Genomic DNA, 18,806 nt, shown 5'->3' on the forward strand with positions numbered 1-18,806 from the left:
AGGCTCAGCCCATGAGGACCTGGCCGCCATCCACGTTCAACGTGTGGCCGGTGATCCAGCGTGCCAGCGGCGAGCACAGGAACAACGCGGCATCGGCGATCTCCTGCGGCTGCCCGAAGCGGCCGAACGGAATCTTGGCCAGGGTGCCGTGGTACAGCGTGGGGTCCTGCTCGCGGCGGCGTGCCCACAGGCCGTCCTCGAACTCGATCGAGCCTGGTGCGATGGCATTGACGCGGATGCGCCGCGGGGCCAGCGCCAGCGCCTGCGAGGTGGTGTAGTGCATCAGGGCGGCCTTGGCCGCCGCATAGGGCGCCGCGCCGGGGCGCGGTTGCTGGGCCGCGATCGAGGCCAGGTTGAGGATGCAGGCGTCGCTGGACTGCTGCAGCCAGGGCAGGGCCAGGCGCGAGGCCCGCACGGCCGCCATCAGGTCGACGCCAAGGCTGGCCTCCCAGCCGGCCTCGTCATCGGCCATGCCGTAGCCGGTGGCGTTGTTGACCAGCACGTCGATGCCACCGAGCGCGCCGGCGGCATCGGCCAGCCAGCGGCCGATGTCGTCCAGCACGGCCAGGTCCGCCGACGTGGTATGCACGTCCAGGCCCAGTGCCTGCGCATCGGTACGCAGCGCGGCGAGCCCTTGCTCACCGCGTGCGCAGACCGAGACGCGGGCGCCCGCCGCAGCGAACGCCAGCGCCATCGCGCGGCCGATGCCCTTGCTGCCACCGGCCACCAGTACCCGGCGGCCGCTGAAATCCAGGCAGGGGCCGCTCACAGGTCGAACTTGATGCCCTGGGCCAGCGGCAGCGAATCGGAGTAGTTGATGGTGTTGGTCTGGCGGCGCATGTAGACCTTCCAGGCATCCGAGCCGGACTCACGACCGCCGCCTGTGTCCTTTTCGCCACCGAACGCACCGCCGATCTCCGCACCCGAGGTGCCGATGTTGACGTTGGCGATGCCGCAATCCGAGCCGGCCGCCGACAGGAAGCGCTCGGCGGTCTTCAGGTTGGTGGTGAAGATCGAGGACGACAGGCCCTGCGGCACGCCGTTCTGCATGTCGATGGCCTCATCCAGCGTGCTGTACTTCATCACGTACAGGATCGGCGCAAAGGTCTCGTGCTGCACCACTTCGTCGCTGTTCTTCAGCCCCGTGACGATCGCCGGCAGCACGAAATTGCCGGCGCGGTCGATGCGGGTGCCGCCGGTTTCCACGGTGCCGCCGCTGGCCTTGGCCTTCTCGATGGAGGCCAGGAACTGCTGCACGGCGCCGTCGCTGTTGAGCGGGCCCATCAGGTTGGCCGGGTCGGTCGGATCGCCGATCTTGCCTTCCACCTGCTTGTACGCCTTGATCAGCGTGGCCAGCACGTCGTCATGGATGGATTCGTGCACGATCAGGCGGCGCGTGGTGGTGCAGCGCTGGCCGGCGGTGCCGACCGCACCGAACACGATGCCCGGGATGGCCAGCTTCAGGTCGGCCGTTTCATCCAGGATGATCGCGTTGTTGCCGCCCAGTTCCAGCAGGCAGCGGCCCAGGCGATGGGCGACCTTCTCGGCGACCTGGCGGCCGACCTGGGTCGAGCCGGTGAAGCTGATCAGCGGCACGCGCTTGTCGGCCACCATCTTCTGCGACAGCTCGGTACCCGCATCGTTGATGAGGAAGAACAGGTCCGGGAAGCCGCCGTTGCGCAGCGCTTCGTTGCAGATGCGCATCGAGGCGATGGCAGTGAGCGGGGTCTTGTTGGACGGCTTCCACAGGCAGATGTCGCCGCAGATCGTGGCCAGGAACGCGTTCCACGCCCACACCGCGACCGGGAAGTTGAACGCACTGATGATGCCGACCAGGCCCAGCGGCTGGTACTGCTCGTACATGCGGTGGCCCGGACGCTCCGAATGCATGGTGTAGCCGTACAGCATGCGGCTCTGGCCCACGGCGAAGTCGGCGATGTCGATCATCTCCTGCACTTCACCGTCGCCCTCGGGCTTGCTCTTGCCCATTTCCAGCGCGACCAGCGAACCCAGCGCATCCTTGTTGGCGCGCAGCGCTTCGCCGCACAGGCGCACGGCTTCGCCACGGCGCGGGGCCGGGGTGGTGCGCCACACGTGGAAGGCTTCCTGGGCGCGCGCGATGATGGTTTCGTAATCGGCGTCGGTGGTGGCGTGCACGGTGGCGATCGCTTCACCGGTGGTCGGGTTGACCGGGGTGATCACACCGGCGCTGGTGGCGGTAGACCACTCGCCGTTGCCCAGATAGGTGCCAGCGTTGGTCGCGTCCAGGCCAAGGGCCTTGAGCAGCTCAGAGGACATGCAAACTCCTGTTGCGTATCAAAAAAGGGCGCAGCCGCTGGCAGGGTGGGGGGCGGCATGCAGAACGCCGATTCTACCCGGTCGACGCAGGCGATGCCTGGCTGCGCCCGGCGCGGACGCCCTCGCCCCAAACAGGTAGAGCCGGGCCATGCCCGGCTTCTCTTCCCCTGCAACCGGATAGAATGTCGCCCATTGTTCGCCCCAAGGAATCTGAATGAACGTTACCGTTGCGGAAGGCGTGGTTGTCGGCAATCGACTGCCGTTCGTGCTGTTTGGCGGCCTGAACGTGCTCGAAGACCTCGATTCGACCCTGCACGCGGCCGAACACTTCACCACGGTCACCGCCAAGCTCGGCATCCCGTACGTGTTCAAGGCGTCGTTCGACAAGGCCAACCGGTCTTCGATCAAGTCCTTCCGTGGCGTCGGGCTGGAGGAAGGGCTGCGCATCTTCGAGGAGGTCAAGCGTCGTTTCGGCGTGCCGGTGATCACCGACGTGCACGAAGTGGCCCAGGCCGCGCCGGTCGCCGAGGTGGTCGACGTACTGCAGATCCCGGCCTTCCTGGCGCGCCAGACCGACCTGGTCGAGGCGATCGCACGCACGGGCCGCGCGGTCAACATCAAGAAGCCGCAGTTCCTCAGCCCCACCCAGATCAAGCACATCGTGTCCAAGATCCGCGAGGCGGGCAACGAGAACATCATCCTGTGCGAGCGCGGTGCGCAGTTCGGCTACGACAATCTCGTGGTGGACATGCTGGGCTTCCGCGAAATGATCGAATCCACCGGCGGCCTGCCGGCGATCTTCGACGTCACCCACAGCCTGCAGCGTCGGGACGCCGGCAGCGATGCCTCGGGTGGCCGCCGCCGCCAGGTGGCGGAACTGGCCCGTTCCGGCATGGCGCTTGGCCTGGCCGGCCTGTTCCTGGAAGCCCACCGCGATCCGGACCACGCCCGTTGCGACGGCCCCAGCGCGCTGCCGCTGGCCGCGCTGGAGCCGTTCCTGGTGCAGATCAAGGCGCTCGACGAGCTGGTCAAGGGCTTCCCGGAACTGGACATCCGCTGACCCGGCGGACCCGCGCGCTGCGGCGGTGGCCTTGGTCCCGCCGCTGAATGTGGGTATCCTTCACGGCTGCACCGCGCATCGCGCCGGTGCAGCCAGCGGCCGGGCGGATCTCGCCCCGCACCGCACTTGGCCCCGTAGCTCAGCTGGATAGAGCGTCCCCCTCCTAAGGGGAAGGTCGCCCGTTCGAATCGGGCCGGGGTCACCATCATTCCTGCAGCGTCAATCCTGCCGCTCGGCTGCCAGCCCATACAGGCCAGGCTAGGGTGTCTGTCGCCGCGTTCAGGGCCCCCGATTCGCTGCTAGCCCTGCCGCTCTTGCCGCAGCAGTCCATCAAACCGCGCCCGGCTGATCGCCTGCCGCGTCTTGCAGCCCGGGCAGGTGATGGCCACCCCGCCGGGGATGAGTTGCAAACCGTTGTCGCCGCTGGCGGTGAAGTGGCGCTTGCACGCAACGCAGGCGGCAGCCACCGAGCTGAGCCACGATGCGCGCGCGTCGCGCGCTTCGGTGGGGACGTTGACTTCAATCAGTTCGAAAACGCCTGTACAGGTCATGGGTATCGATGTCCGTCAGTGTCGCCAGGGCGGGGCAGGTGGCGACGCAGTGCGCCAGGCCCCTTGGCTGGATATCGGCGGCGGTGGCCGGAACCTGAGCCCGGCAGGGGAGTAGCGCAGTCCCGGCTGGCCGCCGCGAGGGACGCGGCGGCCAGGTAGTCCAGACGGCTCGCCGAGCCGGATGGGCTCATGCCGCCTTCGCAGGTTTCCCGTCGCCGCCCTTCGCGATGAGGGTCAGCTTGTCATCGGTGGCCTTCTCCTCCTGCAGCGTGGCCAGCAGATGCGGCAGCGCGTCCTTGTAGCCGAGCTGCTTGGCCAACGCCGCGATGGTGCCGTAGGACGCGATTTCGTAATGCTCCACTTTCTGCGCGCCGCCGATCAGGGCCGAATCCCGTACCGGACCCTCCTCGATGCTCTCGACGGCCTCCTTGCCTTCCTCGACCAAGCCTTCCATCGCTGCACACTTGATGCGCTTGAGCCGGATGCCGAGCAGCTCGACCACCGCGTCGATGCGCTCGACCTGGCCCTGGGTTTCCTCCAGGTGCAGCTCGAATGCGGCTTTCAGGGCCGGGTTGGTTGCGGCGCGGGCCAGCCGCGGCAGCGCCTTGGTCAACTGCTTTTCCGCACTGTAGATGTCGGAGAGCTCGTGGATGAAGAGATCTTCCATCGTCTTGATTGCCATGTGTCTGCACCGGGGTGTGTTGGAGAGTGCAGGCTAGGCGCATGGTTGTTACTTGAACGGGGGGTTCCTGTGAGGCTCGTCTAGACATGTCCTCGATGGATGCCGGTTGCTGCGCAATGGGACCTCGCGTGGTGTGGCGGCGGTGCATACAGGGTGAGGGTGGCGTCGCAGGCAAGCCCCTTCCATATGACGCGGCGCGAATGCTCGCGTCGATACCCTCTGCCCGGCCGTGGAGGATCCTGCGGCCCCCGCGTTCGACGGCGTTTGCGCCCAACCCAGGTCACCCGACCGGGTTCGAACGTCGCATGCGCTGACCGGCGCCGGCCAGGTGCATGGTGATCGCCAGCCGGGTAGTCTTGAACATCGCCAGGACGCGATGCCAGGAGACGGGGATGGAGTTTCGACAGATGACCACGTGGCCGGCCAAGGCCAGGGACGCAACGAAGCTGAAATCGGGGTGGCGGTTTGATCTGAGCCAGGGTGCCTGGTGGCTCGATCTGTGCCAGATGGAAGCGTTCCTGAAGCAGCGTTTGTCGGGGCAGAGCTTCGGCGCCGCTGTCGACGTTTTCATATTCGGATTCGAGATGTACGACGCGGTCGATGGCACTGCCATCGGCTCGTCCGGCGCCATGCCGGCCGATTTCTCGCGTTACACGCCCAAGCTGCGGCAACTCCTTTCGGTCGGCCAGTTGGACTGGCACGATGTGCGCTTCCTTGATGCAAGCGCTCAACTGGTCGCCTACAAAGCGGCCCTGCTGCGCGCGGTCGACAACTGGTACGCGCGCAAGCGTCGCCCGCGCGACTTCGACGTCGAGGCATTTCGCGCGTACCTGCTGGACAGCCTCGCCGGACTTACGACCGCGCAGTGCGCGGTGGACCTGTCGCTGTTGGACCTGTCCTTGCCCGAATGGGATGAGGACGGTCGGTTCATCTACAAGAATCTCTCGGCCCACGACGTGCTGGAGTGAGCCGGTAAGCGCTGCCCATGGTGCCTCAGCGCGGCGGAGCAGGCAGCGTCGCCTCCAAGTGCCTGGCAAAGAACCGCGCCATCACCCGGTACGCCTGCTGGCTCTCCGGGAGCTTGGCATCCAGGTGGAAGGCATGGCCCAGGCCCTCCCACACATGCAGGTCCGATTCGCGCCCCAGGTCCACCAGCCGGCCGTGCATGTAGGCCACGTTGCTCAGCTCGGCGGCGCGGGTGGCGGTGATGAACAGGGTGGGCGGAAACTGCGCCAGCAGCGGCTCGGAGAATATCGGGGACACCAGCGGATCGCGGAAGTCGACATCGCCGTAATACAGGTCCTCCATGATCGGCAGGCTGCCGTCGGCATGTGGCAGCAGCGCGTCGTTGAGCGCGGCCATCACGTAGCGGGAATCACCGCCGTAACGCGCATCGCCGCCCGCGCAGAAGAGCCCGGCGGCGCCCGGCATCGGCAGTTTTTCCTTGGCGAACCAGGCCAGCGATTCACCGGTGAGCACGCCCCCGGCGGAGCAGCCGAACAGGCCGATGTGCCTGGCCGGCATCTGCTCGAGGGCGGCGCGGTACACGCTTGCCACGTCTTCGCTGGCGGCGGGGAAGCGGTGCTCCGGGCCTTGCCGATACTCCACCGCCACGACGGTCATGCCAGTCATCGCCGCTACCGGGATCGCCTCAAGCAGGCCGAGGCTGTCGGCGCGGCCGAACACGAACGCACCGCCATGCAGTTCGATCAGCAGGCGCCGCTGCGTCGGATCGGCCGGGGCACTGCGCGGTTGCACGCGCACCACGGGCACACCGTTCCAGGTTTCGTTGTGCAGCTCCACCGGGTAGCGCTTGCGCAGTTCGGCGATCTCGGCATACGCCCACTGGTCGGCGCCCCTGCGGATTGTCCCCAGCTGCGCGCGCACGGCGGTGTTGTCCAGCTTGGCGGTGGGATCGCCGTGGATCACGCCATTGCGAACGCTGGCCTGTGCTTCCGGGCTGAGGAAGGGCGAGATCGGCAGCGGGAAGGTGGGCACCTGGCGCGTGCCGTCGGCGTCGGGTGGGGTTGCCTGCGCGAGCGCGTCGCCGCCTGCAACCAGGCCAAGGACCAGCAGTGATATCCGTATCGACCTACCCATGGGCGGATCCAGCAGTAATGGAGGAGGTCGCACAGGATAGCCGCAAGCTGCGCGCGCCGCGTGCCGCACGGGGCGGCGCCGCGCGCCAGCGCGCGGCGTCCTCGCGGGCTCGTGACGGCAGGCGGTGGATGCTGCAGGACGATACCCCGAAGGAGACCACTGAATGCACCACGATGCCATGCAGGAAACGGTCGCGCAGCGTCCGCTGTGCGCGCAGACACCCACGCCCGAGGTGCCGGTGCCACCGCCGGCACCGGTCGAAGAACCGGTGCGCGAAGACCCGCCCGCGCAGGAGCCGCCGACCGAGGTTCCGCCCGAGCGGGACCCGTCGCCGTCGACGCCGCCCATGGAAGATCCACCGTCGCCCGGCCATGCGCCGCATTGAGCGGCAAGCGCGCACGAGGGGGCATGTTTCATGCTGCCGTATGCGCCATGGCGGGCGTATTCGTGACGGCGCCATGGCGCGGTCCACACGTCATGCAAACAACTGTTTTTCCGCGCGCACACCTCGCTGAACCGTCCGTTTTGGGTGTCACGCCGACTTCATTGCCGATGCGGAAAGGTGGACCCACCCAAGCACGGGCAAGCCCAAAGAAACACAGGAGCAGATCTCAGTGACTACCGAAACCAAGACCACGCACACCCTGAACGACCTGATCGAAATCGCCCGCGATGGCAAGGACTTCTACACCGAAGCCGCCGGCAAGGTGAAGGACGCGGAACTGTCTTCGCTGTTCACCCGCATCGCCGGGGTGAAGGACGAGATCGTGCGCTCGCTCAGCGCCAGCGTGCTGGCCGCCGGTGGCAAGCCCGCCGAGCACGGCACCGTGGTCGGCTCGATGCAGCAGTTCTACGGCAAGGTGCGCGCCACCCTGGGCGACACCCAGTACGGCTACGTGGCCGAACTGGAAGAATCCGAAGACCGTTTGCTGAAGGCGTTCAAGGACACCCTTACCGATGCGGACACCCCGCCGGCCGCGCGCCAGGAAGTGCAGCGCCTGCTGCCGCAGGTGCAGGAATGCCATGCGGTGATGCGCGATCGCAAGCACGCGATGAAGCCGTAATCCCACCCGCCCTGGTGCTTGCGCCAGAGCGTGGGTGAATGCGCGGGCCTCGCGCATGGACAGCCCCGGCACGCCCGGGGCTGTCGCTGTGTGGGGTCCGCACGGCCGCGTACGGGGCAGGAGGATTTGGTGCATACTCGATCGAAAGGGCTAGTTGGATCTGCTATGGAACACATGCGTTGGCTGACGCTTCGTCTTGGCAATAATCAATCCATCGGGCCCAAGGTTCTGTCGGACCTGTGGAGCAATGCCTGCGAAACAAACCAGTCGTCGGTGACCCGCGATACGATGCCCGGCAAGTCCACCTCGTATGCACTGCACGCGCCGCTGTCGCTGGCCTATCCCAAGCGTGCCGAATTGCGCATGCGCAAGTTGCTCGAGGAAGCCGGCTACACCTTCACCCTGGGGTCGTTGGCCGACCGGCCCGCGCCGCAGCCGATGCGGTCGCGCTGAATCAAGGCGGCACCAGCCGCCGCAGCATCACGCGCATCGGCAAGCCCCGTCGTGCGCCACCGGTTTTTCCAGCGGCGACCCGCCCAGTCGGCGATACAGGCGCCCATCGTCGGCCGCAGGCCGCACGGACATACTCCGCACCTCCAGCACCGCCGCCTTAGCTATCAGGTCTTAGATCAGCGTGGCCGCCAGGCCCCGGCCGCGATGCGGGTCACTGACGTAGAGGCCGCCCAGGCAATGTTGGCGCCCGAGCCGCCCAGTGCGTTCATGGGAGGTGAGCGGCGCGGCAGCCACCACTGGCTCGCCCCAGCGGCAGCGCCGTCGTGCAGAAAGACGTGCCGACGCTGGCATTCGTCGGCGGCACGCCGGCCAGGGACAGGCCGGCCCCATTGCACGACGTACCACGCCGGCACGATCGGGAATCGTTCGAGCACGGTAGCCGCCAGCCGCCAGCCGGCGCCCGGCACGGCGCGTGATTGCGTCGCGGGTTGGCCACGCGCAGACTCCTGCATACCGCCGCCTGCCGCCGTGCCTCCCGCTCCATGTCTGCCGCTGCCTTCAACCTGCGTCGTTACGACCGCTCATCGAGCGTGGACCGGCATGCGTTCGCGCAGTGGGTGGTGCCGGTGCGGGGCGAGCTGGCGTTCGAACTGGAGGGGAGGGGCGCGCGCCTGGATCTGTGGCAGGGCGCATTCGTGGCGCCGGCGGCCGGACATGCGCAGGCTGCGCTCGATGACGACCGTTTCCTGATCGTCGACTGCCCGGCGGCCCTGTTCGACGATGACACGCTGCAGCGGCTGCACCGCCACCCGGTGCTGGCGTTGCCGGTGCAGGTGCGCGCGATGGCGCAGCGGGTCTGCGCGCATCCGGAGCGGCTCGATGCCGACGTGGTGGCACGCGAGCTGCCGCTCCTGCTGCAGGCGTTTTCCCTGGCGGGCAGCGGCACGCGGCTGCAGGCGGTATGCGCGCAGATCGAGCGCCACCCCGGCCAGGCGTGGCCGGTGGAGCGGATCGCTGCGGAAGTGGGGGTCAGTGGCAGCCGGCTGCATGCGTTGTTCCGCCAGGCCTTCGGCATGAGCCCGCTGGCATGGCTCAGTGCCTGCCGGCTGCGCTGGGCACGTGGCCGCCTGGCCGAGGGCGACATGCCGATCGCCAGCATCGCCCAGCATGCCGGCTACTCCGAGCAGAGCGCGCTGACCCGGGCGTTGCGCCGCGAGTGGGGCATGACCCCGGCCGACTATCGCCGTCGTCACCGGCAGTAGCCTCGGTCAAGATTGGCCGCGCGCGCCTGCCTACACTGGCAGGCCTTTCCAGACCGCAGCCCGCGCACGCAGATGAATCGATCGATGGGAGTTGGCGTCACCAACGGCATTGCCGCCGGCGCGCTGTGGGGCGTGGTGTTCCTGGCGCCGGCGATGCTGAGCCAGTTCAATGCGGTGCAGCTGTCGGCCGGGCGTTACCTGGTGTACGGGCTGATCGCAGTGGCATTGCTGGCCCCGCGGTGGCGCGAGCTGCGCACGCGGATCGGCATGGCCGAATGGCGTGGGCTGCTGTGGCTCAGCCTGGCCGGCAACCTGGTCTATTTCGTGCTGCTGGCCAACGCGGTGCAGTGGGCCGGTGGTGCGGCGGCCTCGCTCATCGTCGGCGTGATCCCGGTGGTGGTCACGCTGGCCGGTGTGCGCGAGGCAGGCGCGGTGCCGCTGCGGCGATTGGCACCGGCGCTGCTGCTGTGCCTGCTCGGGGTGGGGCTGGTGGGCTACGAAGCGCTCCTGGCCGAGCACGCCGCCGGTTCCACCGGGCGCCGCCTGCTTGGGCTGCTGTGCGCGGTCGGTGCGCTGCTGTCCTGGGCGGTGTACTCCATCGGCAACAGCCGCTGGCTGGCGCGCCGGCCGGACCTGTCCGGGCACGACTGGTCGTTGCTGACCGGCGTGGCCACCGGCGGCCTGGCGCTGCTGCTGGTGCCCAGTGCATTCCTGGTGTCCGGCCCATCGCATCCCGCCACGGACTGGGGCGGGTTCTGGCTGATCAGCGCCGGCGTGGCGGTGGTTGCCTCGGTACTCGGCAACGCGTGCTGGAACCGCGCCAGCCGCAACCTGCCGTTGACCCTGACGGGCCAGATGATCGTGTTCGAGACCCTGTTCGCGCTGCTGTACGGGTTTGCCTGGCAGCGGCGCTGGCCGAGCACGATCGAGGTCGTGGCGATCGTCTGCCTGGTCTCCGGCGTGCTGATGTGCGCGCACGCGCACCGGCCGCCCCGTGCGGTGGCCGAGCACGTCGGCTGAGCAAACGACGGCGAGAGCCCCGCGATGTCTGGATGGTGTCATTCGCAACTTTTTTGCCGACGTTGCAGGCCGATCGCGGCGCGGAATCTTTTGCGCTGCAACACTTGACAAGCCCCCCGGCGCCGTAGTTTTCTTGGTCCATGGTCTCCATCGCCGCCACCGCCCCGCTGTCCAACGCCGCCCTTGCGGGCGGTCGGGCCGTGCCGCGCCAGACCACCGGTACCACCACCATTACCACCGTCACCACTCGCCCGGTGCGGCCCGTCGTCTTCGCGTAATTTCCGAACACAACGGCCCCGCACCCGGAACAGGTTGCGGGGGAGCACCTTCAGCCTGAGCCGACGCGGGGCCTCGAATCGAGGTCCACATGTCATCCGTCGCCGTCCCCGTTGCTGGTTCCCCCGCCCCCGTCCTGCGGGCCGCCTCCACCGTCGTGCACAAGTTCGGTGGCACCTCGGTGGCCGATGCCGAGCGTTACCGCCACGTGGCCCAGTTGCTGCTGGCGCGCGACGACGCCGTGCAGGTCACCGTGGTCTCGGCGATGAAGGGCGTGACCGACGCGCTGATCGGCCTGGCCGGGTTGGCCGCGGACGACGCGCCGCAATGGCGCGATGACTGGCACGCGCTGCGCGCTCGCCATCGCGGCGCGGCAGTGGCGCTGCTCGGCGAGCATGCCGGGCCCACCGTGGAATGGCTGGACGCGCGCTTTGCGCAGCTGGCCGACGTGCTGGGCGCGCTGGCGGTGATCGGCGAGCTGCCGGCCGAGGTGCTGGACCGCGTGCAGGGGCTGGGCGAGGTGTACTCGGCGCATCTGCTCGGGCACTACCTGCAGGGCCTGGGTGAAGACTGCGCGGTGCTGGATGCGCGTGACGTGCTGGTGGTGGACCGCGGCGAACTGGGCGTGGACGTGGACTGGGTGCAGAGTGCGCAACGCCTGGCCACCTGGCGGCAGGCGCATCCGCAGCGGCGGGTGGTGGCCACCGGCTTCGTCGCGCGGGACCGCCGTGACCGGATCACCACGCTGGGGCGCAACGGCAGCGACTACTCCGGCGCGATCTTCGCGGCGCTGTTCAATGCCGGCGAACTGCATATCTGGACCGACGTGGACGGGGTGCTCTCGGCCGATCCGCGGGTGGTGCCCGAAGCGGTGCAGCTGGAGGCGCTCAGCTACGACGAGGCCTGCGAGCTGGCCTATTTCGGAGCCAAGGTGGTGCACCCGCAGACGATGTCGCCGGCCATCGAGCGCGGCCTGCCGATCATCATCCGCAACACCTTCAACCCGGATCACCCGGGCACCCGGATCACCGCCGACCGCACGGTGGCCGGCCCGATCAAGGGCCTGACGCTGAGCCCGGACCTGGCCGTGCTGAACCTGGAAGGCACCGGGCTGATCGGCGTGCCCGGCACCGCCGAGCGCGTGTTCGCCGCGCTGCGCAACGCGCACGTATCGGTGGTGATGATCTCGCAGGGCTCCTCGGAGCATTCGATCTGCTGCGTGGTGCGGCAGGCCGAGGCCCTGCGCGCACGCGATGCACTGCTGCAGGCCTTCGCCCACGAGCTGGGCCTGGGCCAGGTGCAGCGCGTGCAGCTCACCGACAACGTCAGCGTGCTGGCGGCGGTCGGCGATGGCATGGCCGGGCAGCCCGGCGTGGCCGCGCGCCTGTTCGAATCGCTGGGCCGCGCCCAGGTCAATATCCTGGCCATTGCGCAGGGCTCGTCCGAGCGCAACATCTCGGTGGCGGTGGACAGCCGCCACGCGACCAAGGCCCTGCGCGCGGCGCATGCCGGGTTCTGGCTGTCGCCGCAGACGTTCTCGGTGGGCGTGATCGGGCCGGGCAACGTGGGCGCGGCGCTGCTGGACCAGTTGCAGGCCGCGCAGGCGCACCTGCTTGGGCGTGCCAAGGTGGACCTGCGGCTGCGCGCGGTGGCCTCGCGCAGCCGCATGCTGCTCGACCAGCGCGGCGTGCACGGCGACTGGCGTGCCGCACTGGCCGGGCCGTCGCAGCCGACCGACCTGGAGGCCTTCACCGCGCACCTGCTGTCCGCGCACCTGCCGCACGCGCTGATCATCGACTGCAGCGGCAGCGCCGATGTGGCCGATCGCTATGCCGGCTGGCTGGCCGCTGGCATCCACGTGGTGACCCCGAACAAGCAGGCCGGTGCCGGGCCGCTGCCGCGCTACACCGCGATCCGCGAGGCGGCCGCCGCCAGCGGTGCGCGCTTCCGCTACGAGGCCACGGTGGGCGCCGGGTTGCCGGTGATCACCACGCTGCGCGACCTGGTCGACACCGGTGACGAAGTGCTGGCCATCGATGGCATCTTCTCCGGCACGCTGGCCTGGCTGTTCAACATGTACGACGGCCAGGTGCCGTTCTCGCAGCTGGTGGCGCAGGCACGTGGCATGGGCTACACCGAGCCGGACCCGCGCGACGACCTGTCCGGAGTGGACGTGGCGCGCAAGCTCGTGATCCTGGCGCGCGAAGCCGGACGCGAGCTGAGCCTGGAGCACGTGCAGGTGGAAAGCCTGGTGCCCGAGGTGCTGCGCCAGGCCAGCGTCGAGGATTTCATGGGCGGGCTGGATGCCGTCGACGCGGTGTTCGCCGAGCGCCTGGCCCAGGCCCGCGCGCGTGGCGCGGTGCTGCGCTACGTGGCGCGGTTGTCGGATGCGGGCGCGCAGGTGGGGCTGGTCGAGCTGCCGGCCACGCATGCCTTCGCCAACCTGCGCCTGACCGATAACGTGGTGCAGTTCACCACGCGTCGTTACTGCGAGAACCCGCTGGTGGTGCAGGGCCCGGGCGCCGGCCCGGAGGTCACCGCCGCCGGCGTGTTCGCCGATGTGCTGCGGGTGGCGGTGGGCGAGGGGGCGCGCCTGTGATGGCCGTGGCATCGGCGGTGGCGCGCGCGTTCTCGCCTGCATCGGTAGGCAATGCGGCGGTGGGCTTCGACATCCTCGGGCATGCGATCGCCGGCGTCGGCGACACCGTCAGCGTGCGTCGCATCGACGCGCCTGAGGTGCGCATCGCCGCGATCCGTGGCACGCCGTTCGCGCTGCCGCTGCAGGCCCCGGACAACACCGCCGGGGCGGCACTGATCGCGCTGCGGGACGCACTGGCGCTGCCGTTCGGCTTCGAGATCGAGATCGACAAGGGCATCGCGCTGGGCTCGGGGATGGGCGGCTCGGCCGCTTCCTGCGTGGCCGCGCTGGTGGCCGCCAATGCACTGCTGGACACGCCGTTGCCGCGCGCGGGGCTGTACCCGTTCGCGCTGGCCGGCGAGGCCGTGGCCAGCGGCGGCCGGCATGGCGACAACCTGGGGCCGATGCTGCTGGGCGGGTTGGTGCTGAGCACCGCCGAGCGACTGGTGCCGGTGCCGGTGCCCGACGCCTGGCACAGCCTGCTGGTGCATCCGGAGGCGGTGCTGGAAACGCGCCGGGCACGCGCCGCGTTGCAGGGCCACTACGCGCTGGGGGAGTTCGTGCAGCAGAGCGCCAACCTGGCGCTGGTGTTGTGTGGCTGCTTCAACGCCGACGCATCGCTGGTCCGTGCCGGCCTGCGTGACGTGCTGGTGGAGCCGCGCCGGGCGGGCCTGATTGCCGGCTTTGCCGCCGCACGCGATGCCGCGCTGGCGGGCGGCGCGATGGGCGCCAGCATCTCCGGTGCCGGCCCCAGTGTGTTCGCCTGGTTCGAACAGCGCGCGCAGGCCGAGGCTGCGCAGGCGGCGGTGCAACGCGCGTTTGCCGAGGCCGGCTTCGACAGCCAGGGCTGGGTGTCGCCCTTGAACGCGCCCGGTGCGCAGTTGCTGTGATTCCCGATGTCCCTCTTCCCGCAGGATCTCCGATGAATTTTGTTTCCACCCGCCACGCCGCCCCGTCCGCAACGCTCAGCCAGGCCATCGCAGCGGGCCTGGCCCCCGATGGCGGGCTCTACGTACCCGCGCAACGCCCGCCGCCGCATGCCTGGCAGGCGCAGGGTTCGCTGGCCCAGGATGCCGCCGCGGTGCTGGCGCCGTTCTTCGACGGCGATGCGCTGGCACCGCAGCTGGCCGCGCTGTGCGAGCAGGCCTTCGACTTCCCTGCGCCACTGCATGCGTTGAGCACGCCCGGTGACCACGTACTGGAGCTGTTCCATGGCCCCACCGCGGCCTTCAAGGATTTCGGTGCACGCTTCCTGGCCGCCAGCCTTGCCCGGTTGCAGCAAGGCCAGGTGCGCGAGCTCACGATCGTGGTCGCCACCTCCGGCGATACCGGTGCGGCGGTGGCCGCCGCCTTCCATCGCCAGCCCGGCATCCGGGTGGTGGTGCTGTACCCGGACGGGCGCGTGTCGCCGCGCCAGGCGCACCAGTTGGGGTGCTTCGGCGACAACATCCAGGCCCTGCGCGTGGCCGGCTCGTTCGACGATTGCCAGGCGATGGTCAAGCAGGCGCTGGGCGACCGCGAGCTGCAGGCACGGGTGCCGCTGAGTTCCGCCAACAGCATCAGCCTGGGGCGCTGGCTGCCGCAGATGAGCTATTACGCGCACGCTGCGCTCAGCCACCAGGCCGCCACGGGCAACGTGCTCAACCTGGTGGTGCCGACCGGCAACCTGGGCAACGCGATGGCCGCGGTGCTGGCGCGGGCGATGGGCCTGCCGCTGGGTCGCATCGCACTGGCCACCAACGCCAACGATGTCTTGCCGCGCTTCTTCCACGGCGGCGATTACCAACCGGTCGCCAGCGTGGCCACCCTGGCCAACGCCATGGACGTGGGCGCACCGAGCAACTTCGAACGCCTGCGCTGGCTGTACGCCGCCGACGACGCGGCGCTGCGCGCGGCCTTCCGGGTGGAGGCGGTGGACGATGCGGCGATCCGCGAGGTGATCACCCGGCGGCATGCGCAGGCAGGCGAGGTGTTCTGCCCGCATACCGCGACCGCCGTTGCGCTGCTGGAGACGATGCGGGCCGAAGGCGTGCAGGGCGACTGGGCGGTGGCGGCCACCGCGCATCCGGCCAAGTTTGATTCGGTGGTGGAGCCGTTGATCGGGCGTTCGCTGGCGGTGCCGGCTGCGCTGGCCGAGTTGCTGCAGCGGCCGGCGCATGCCGAGCCGTGCGCGCCGGCGTATGCGGCGCTGCGCGCGGTGCTGCTGCAGGGGCGGTAGGGCTGCGCGATGTGAGGGCGAGCCGCCGGCCAGCCCGGCGCACCCGATGCGCGGCGGCTTATTCGTCGCCGGAGAGCGTGTGCAGGCCGGCTTCGTCCAGGATCTCGACGGTGTTCAGGTGGGGCAGGGCGATCAGGCCCTGCTGGCGCAGCTTGGTGAAGGTGCGGCTCACCGTTTCCATGGTCAGGCCGAGGTGGTCGGCGATGTCGCCACGGCCCATCGGCAGGGTCACGCGCAGGCCGTCGGCACCGAGCCGGGCTTCGCGCGCGGCCAGCCGCAGCAGGAAATCGGCCAGCTTTTCGGCCGGCTGCAGGCGCGCCAGTGACAAGGCCGCATCCTGCGCGTCATCCAGCGCCTGGCAGGCACGCTGCAGCAGCTTGCGCTCCAGGTGCGGGTAGCGTTGGCGCAGGTCTTTCATCTGCGGCAGGGTGACGCGGCAGACGCGGCTGTCGGCGATCGCTTCGATGTCGTAGCGGTGGTTGTCGCTGCCGGTCAGGCCAAGATAGTCGCCGGGCAGCACGAAGCCGCTGATCTGGCGGCGGCCATCGGCCAGGGTGCGGACCAGGCGCAGCGCGCCAGCCGTCAAGGTATAGACATGTTGGCGCGGCTCGCCGCTGCGGGCCAGGGTGGCGCCCAGTGGCAGGGCCTGCGATACGGTTACCCGTTCCAGTGCCTGCACCTCGTCCGGGGAGAGCGCCGAGCACACCGCGAGGTGGCGCACCGAGCAGTGCAGGCAGTCGCGCAGCGTCGAGCAGCCCGGGCTGGCAGGGTCTTCAACGGCGGAAAGGGCGGTACCGGAGTGGGGCCGGGTCATGTCGAACCAGGGAGCGGGGCCTGCTCATGATACTTCATGCGGCCGTTCACCCGGGCCGTGGCGCCGGCCTGCGGTCGCGCCGCCCGGCTGCGGCTAGAATATGCCGCTAGCTCATCCCCCCGATTCGCAGGAGTCCCGCAAGTGATCAAGCCCCGTACGCCGCCCGGCATCATGGAATTGCTGCCGCGCGAGCAGATCGCGTTCCAGCGCATGCTGGACGTCATCCGCCGCAATTACGAGCGGTTCGGGTTCCTGCCGGTGGAAACCCCGGTGTTCGAGCTGTCCGACGTGCTGCTGACCAAGTCCGGCGGCGAGACCGAGCGCCAGGTGTATTTCGTGCAGTCCACCGGCGCGCTGGCCAATGCCGCCGAAGCCGGCGACAAGACGCTGCCCGAGCTGGCCCTGCGCTTCGACCTGACCGTGCCGCTGGCCCGTTACGTGGCCGAACACGAACATGACCTGACGTTCCCGTTCCGCCGTTACCAGATGCAGCGCGTGTACCGCGGCGAGCGTGCCCAGCGCGGCCGCTTCCGCGAGTTCTACCAGTGCGACATCGACGTGATCGGCAAGGACAGCCTGAGCACGCGGTACGACGCCGAGGTCCTGGCGGTCATCCACGCGGTGTTCGCCGAACTGCGCATCGGCGATTTTTCGGTGCAGTTGAACAACCGCAAGCTGCTGCGCGGCTTCTTCGAAAGCCTGGGCGTGGCCGACGGCGAGCGCCAGCTGGCGGTGCTGCGTGAAGTGGACAAGCTGGACAAGCGCGGCGCCGATTACGTGCGCGAGACGCTGGTGGGCGAGGGCTTTGATATTCCGGCCGAGCAGGTCGAGCGCATCCTGGCCTTCGTCGCGGTGCGTTCCAGCAGCCACGCCGACGCGCTGGCGCAGCTGGACGCGCTGCTGGCCGACCCGGCCGCCAGCGACACGCTGAAGCTGGGCGTGGCCGAGTTGCGCGAAGTGCTGGAACTGGTCAAGGCGCTGGGCGTGCCGGAGACCGCGTACTGCCTGAACTTCTCCATTGCCCGCGGCCTGGATTACTACACCGGCACGGTCTACGAGACCACGTTGACCGACCACCCGCAGATCGGCTCGATCTGCTCGGGCGGCCGTTACGAAGACCTGGCCAGCCATTACAGCAAGTCCAAGCTGCCGGGCGTGGGTATCTCCATCGGCCTGACCCGCCTGTTCTGGCAGCTGCGCGAGGCTGGCCTGATCGCCGGCATCGAAGACAGCAGCGTGCACGCGCTGGTCGCGCTGATGGACGACGCCAGCCTGCCGCAGTCGCTGGATATCGCCCGTCGCCTGCGCGTGGGTGGCATCAACGCCGAAGTGCAGATGGAGCCGAAGAAGATCGGCAAGCAGTTCCAGTACGCGGCGAAGGCGGGCATCCGCTTCGTGGTGTTGGCCGGTGAAGACGAGCTGGCGCGCGGCGTGGTGGCGGTGAAGGACCTGCTGCGCGAGCAGCAGTTCGAGGTCTCCCGCGAGGAGCTGGCCAGCACCCTGCAGGTGGAACTGGAGCAGGCCAAGGTCATGCCGTGAAGCCGGTAGCGGCAGGGGCACTGTTGCTGCTCCTGCTCTGCGCCTGCCGGAGCGATCCGTCGCTGCACAGCGATCGGATCGGTCCGGGGCAGTACCGGTTGGTGGTCGATCGCTGTCACGTGATCGACCCGAAGCAGCTTGAGCAGGACCTGCGCACATTGGCCGGCACGCTGTGTCCAGACGGGGCAGGGGCGCTGGACGCCCTGCAGCCGATCCCGAGCCGCCAGGGCGGCCTGTTGGGCGAGTGCCTGCGCGGCGGGGCCATGCGCGCCGAGGTGCGTTGCACGGTGCGATAGCGGCGTCTGTTGGTTGGCTGGCGCCCGTCCGTTGCCTTCCGTCTTCCGCTGTGCAGCCGACCATGGGTCGGCTCCAGCCCCGACGCCCGCTACCGCGGGCGTTTTTCGTTTTCAGCGGCTGAACGGGTCCCTTGTGGACCCTGGGGCGGTTTGACCCAAGACCGTCGTTTGCGCTAATGTAATAGCACGCTATTACATTGATACGATGAAACTACGCCCCGCCCCCCGTGAAAAAGACGCCCAGGCCGATCTGGCCTCGCTGGCGCGTGCCTTTGCTGCCGTCACCGATCCCGAGGCGGTGACCGCGTTTCTGCGCGACCTGTGCACGCCGGCCGAGCTGGAGGCGCTGTCCGACCGCTGGAAGGTCGTGCCGCTGCTGCAGCAAGGGGTGCCGTATCGCGAGATCCATGAGTTGACCGGGGTCAGCGTGACCACCACCGGGCGCGTGGCGCGCTCGCTGGACCACGGCCACGGCGGCTATGCCGCTGCCATCGCCGCCACGCCGACCTCCCCCGAATCCGAGTAGAGACCTCCC

Annotated in this window: 20 protein-coding genes and 1 tRNA gene; 15 read left to right on the forward strand and 6 right to left on the reverse strand. The window is 69.1% G+C overall.

Annotation, left to right across the window (positions count from 1 at the left end; translation table 11 throughout):
- Nucleotides 1–4 precede the first annotated feature (4 nt).
- Together M2421_RS15940 and M2421_RS15945 are read right to left on the reverse strand one after the other, a co-directional pair.
- On the reverse strand, nucleotides 5–769 hold the full coding sequence (locus tag M2421_RS15940; RefSeq protein WP_259208548.1) for an SDR family oxidoreductase: 765 nt from the start codon (nucleotides 767–769) through the stop codon (nucleotides 5–7).
- Nucleotides 766–2,298 (reverse strand): aldehyde dehydrogenase family protein, encoded by a 1,533-nt coding sequence (locus M2421_RS15945; protein ID WP_259208550.1) that lies wholly within the window; start codon nucleotides 2,296–2,298, stop codon nucleotides 766–768. The genes M2421_RS15940 and M2421_RS15945 overlap by 4 nt, the downstream gene beginning before the upstream one ends.
- Before the next feature lie 214 nt (nucleotides 2,299–2,512).
- Between M2421_RS15945 and kdsA the strand changes: the two genes are divergently transcribed.
- Nucleotides 2,513–3,358 (forward strand): 3-deoxy-8-phosphooctulonate synthase, encoded by an 846-nt coding sequence (gene kdsA / locus M2421_RS15950; RefSeq protein WP_259208551.1) that lies wholly within the window; start codon nucleotides 2,513–2,515, stop codon nucleotides 3,356–3,358.
- Between the two features lie 128 nt (nucleotides 3,359–3,486).
- Nucleotides 3,487–3,563 (forward strand) — tRNA-Arg (locus M2421_RS15955).
- Between the two features lie 94 nt (nucleotides 3,564–3,657).
- Here M2421_RS15955 and M2421_RS15960 read toward each other — a convergent pair.
- Both M2421_RS15960 and M2421_RS15965 read right to left on the reverse strand, forming a co-directional pair.
- Complete coding sequence (locus M2421_RS15960; RefSeq protein ID WP_259208553.1) at nucleotides 3,658–3,909, reverse strand: hypothetical protein; 252 nt, start codon at nucleotides 3,907–3,909, stop codon at nucleotides 3,658–3,660.
- A 187-nt stretch (nucleotides 3,910–4,096) separates the two neighbouring features.
- Nucleotides 4,097–4,591, reverse strand: coding sequence for a ferritin-like domain-containing protein (locus M2421_RS15965; RefSeq protein ID WP_259208555.1), 495 nt, complete (start codon nucleotides 4,589–4,591; stop codon nucleotides 4,097–4,099).
- Nucleotides 4,592–4,983: 392 nt separating this feature from the next.
- Between M2421_RS15965 and M2421_RS15970 the strand changes: the two genes are divergently transcribed.
- On the forward strand, nucleotides 4,984–5,559 hold the full coding sequence (locus tag M2421_RS15970; RefSeq protein ID WP_259208556.1) for a hypothetical protein: 576 nt from the start codon (nucleotides 4,984–4,986) through the stop codon (nucleotides 5,557–5,559).
- A gap of 25 nt (nucleotides 5,560–5,584) precedes the next feature.
- Here M2421_RS15970 and M2421_RS15975 read toward each other — a convergent pair whose 3' ends face one another.
- Nucleotides 5,585–6,691: an alpha/beta hydrolase gene (locus M2421_RS15975; protein ID WP_259208558.1), complete on the reverse strand. Its 1,107-nt coding sequence runs from the start codon at nucleotides 6,689–6,691 to the stop codon at nucleotides 5,585–5,587.
- Nucleotides 6,692–6,854: 163 nt separating this feature from the next.
- On the opposite strand from M2421_RS15975, the gene M2421_RS15980 reads away from it, so the two are divergent.
- The 9 genes from M2421_RS15980 to thrC all read left to right on the forward strand — a co-directional run bounded on the left by M2421_RS15980 (nucleotide 6,855) and on the right by thrC (nucleotide 15,622).
- Entirely contained in the window at nucleotides 6,855–7,076 is a 222-nt protein-coding gene (locus M2421_RS15980; RefSeq protein WP_259208561.1) for a hypothetical protein, read from the forward strand.
- A 229-nt stretch (nucleotides 7,077–7,305) separates the two neighbouring features.
- Nucleotides 7,306–7,755, forward strand: coding sequence for a PA2169 family four-helix-bundle protein (locus M2421_RS15985; protein ID WP_259208562.1), 450 nt, complete (start codon nucleotides 7,306–7,308; stop codon nucleotides 7,753–7,755).
- A gap of 174 nt (nucleotides 7,756–7,929) precedes the next feature.
- On the forward strand, nucleotides 7,930–8,208 hold the full coding sequence (locus M2421_RS15990) for a hypothetical protein (RefSeq protein ID WP_310440123.1): 279 nt from the start codon (nucleotides 7,930–7,932) through the stop codon (nucleotides 8,206–8,208).
- Nucleotides 8,209–8,750: 542 nt separating this feature from the next.
- Nucleotides 8,751–9,470, forward strand: coding sequence for an AraC family transcriptional regulator (locus tag M2421_RS15995; protein WP_259208569.1), 720 nt, complete (start codon nucleotides 8,751–8,753; stop codon nucleotides 9,468–9,470).
- A 72-nt stretch (nucleotides 9,471–9,542) separates the two neighbouring features.
- The gene (locus tag M2421_RS16000; protein WP_259208572.1) at nucleotides 9,543–10,490 is read left to right on the forward strand and encodes a DMT family transporter; all 948 of its coding nucleotides are present in this window, start codon (nucleotides 9,543–9,545) and stop codon (nucleotides 10,488–10,490) included.
- A gap of 140 nt (nucleotides 10,491–10,630) precedes the next feature.
- Entirely contained in the window at nucleotides 10,631–10,768 is a 138-nt protein-coding gene (locus M2421_RS16005) for a hypothetical protein (RefSeq protein ID WP_259208573.1), read from the forward strand.
- Between the two features lie 89 nt (nucleotides 10,769–10,857).
- Entirely contained in the window at nucleotides 10,858–13,365 is a 2,508-nt protein-coding gene (gene thrA, locus M2421_RS16010) for a bifunctional aspartate kinase/homoserine dehydrogenase I (protein ID WP_259208574.1), read from the forward strand.
- The gene (locus tag M2421_RS16015) at nucleotides 13,365–14,294 is read left to right on the forward strand and encodes a homoserine kinase (RefSeq protein ID WP_259208576.1); all 930 of its coding nucleotides are present in this window, start codon (nucleotides 13,365–13,367) and stop codon (nucleotides 14,292–14,294) included. The genes thrA and M2421_RS16015 overlap by 1 nt, the downstream gene beginning before the upstream one ends.
- Before the next feature lie 32 nt (nucleotides 14,295–14,326).
- The gene (gene thrC / locus M2421_RS16020) at nucleotides 14,327–15,622 is read left to right on the forward strand and encodes a threonine synthase (RefSeq protein ID WP_259208578.1); all 1,296 of its coding nucleotides are present in this window, start codon (nucleotides 14,327–14,329) and stop codon (nucleotides 15,620–15,622) included.
- Nucleotides 15,623–15,680: 58 nt separating this feature from the next.
- Here thrC and M2421_RS16025 read toward each other — a convergent pair whose 3' ends face one another.
- Complete coding sequence (locus M2421_RS16025) at nucleotides 15,681–16,436, reverse strand: helix-turn-helix domain-containing protein (protein WP_259208580.1); 756 nt, start codon at nucleotides 16,434–16,436, stop codon at nucleotides 15,681–15,683.
- A gap of 141 nt (nucleotides 16,437–16,577) precedes the next feature.
- Here M2421_RS16025 and hisS point away from each other — a divergent pair, with 141 nt between their 5' ends.
- The 3 genes from hisS to M2421_RS16040 all read left to right on the forward strand — a co-directional run bounded on the left by hisS (nucleotide 16,578) and on the right by M2421_RS16040 (nucleotide 18,797).
- Nucleotides 16,578–17,975 (forward strand): histidine--tRNA ligase, encoded by a 1,398-nt coding sequence (hisS, locus tag M2421_RS16030; protein ID WP_259208581.1) that lies wholly within the window; start codon nucleotides 16,578–16,580, stop codon nucleotides 17,973–17,975.
- 23 nt (nucleotides 17,976–17,998) lie between these two features.
- Entirely contained in the window at nucleotides 17,999–18,271 is a 273-nt protein-coding gene (locus tag M2421_RS16035) for a hypothetical protein (protein ID WP_259208583.1), read from the forward strand.
- A 205-nt stretch (nucleotides 18,272–18,476) separates the two neighbouring features.
- The gene (locus tag M2421_RS16040) at nucleotides 18,477–18,797 is read left to right on the forward strand and encodes a YerC/YecD family TrpR-related protein (protein ID WP_259208585.1); all 321 of its coding nucleotides are present in this window, start codon (nucleotides 18,477–18,479) and stop codon (nucleotides 18,795–18,797) included.
- The last annotated feature ends 9 nt before the right edge of the window (nucleotides 18,798–18,806 follow it).

This window comes from Stenotrophomonas sp. BIGb0135 (assembly GCF_024810105.1).
Taxonomy (GTDB): Bacteria; Pseudomonadota; Gammaproteobacteria; order Xanthomonadales; family Xanthomonadaceae; genus Stenotrophomonas; species Stenotrophomonas maltophilia_AB.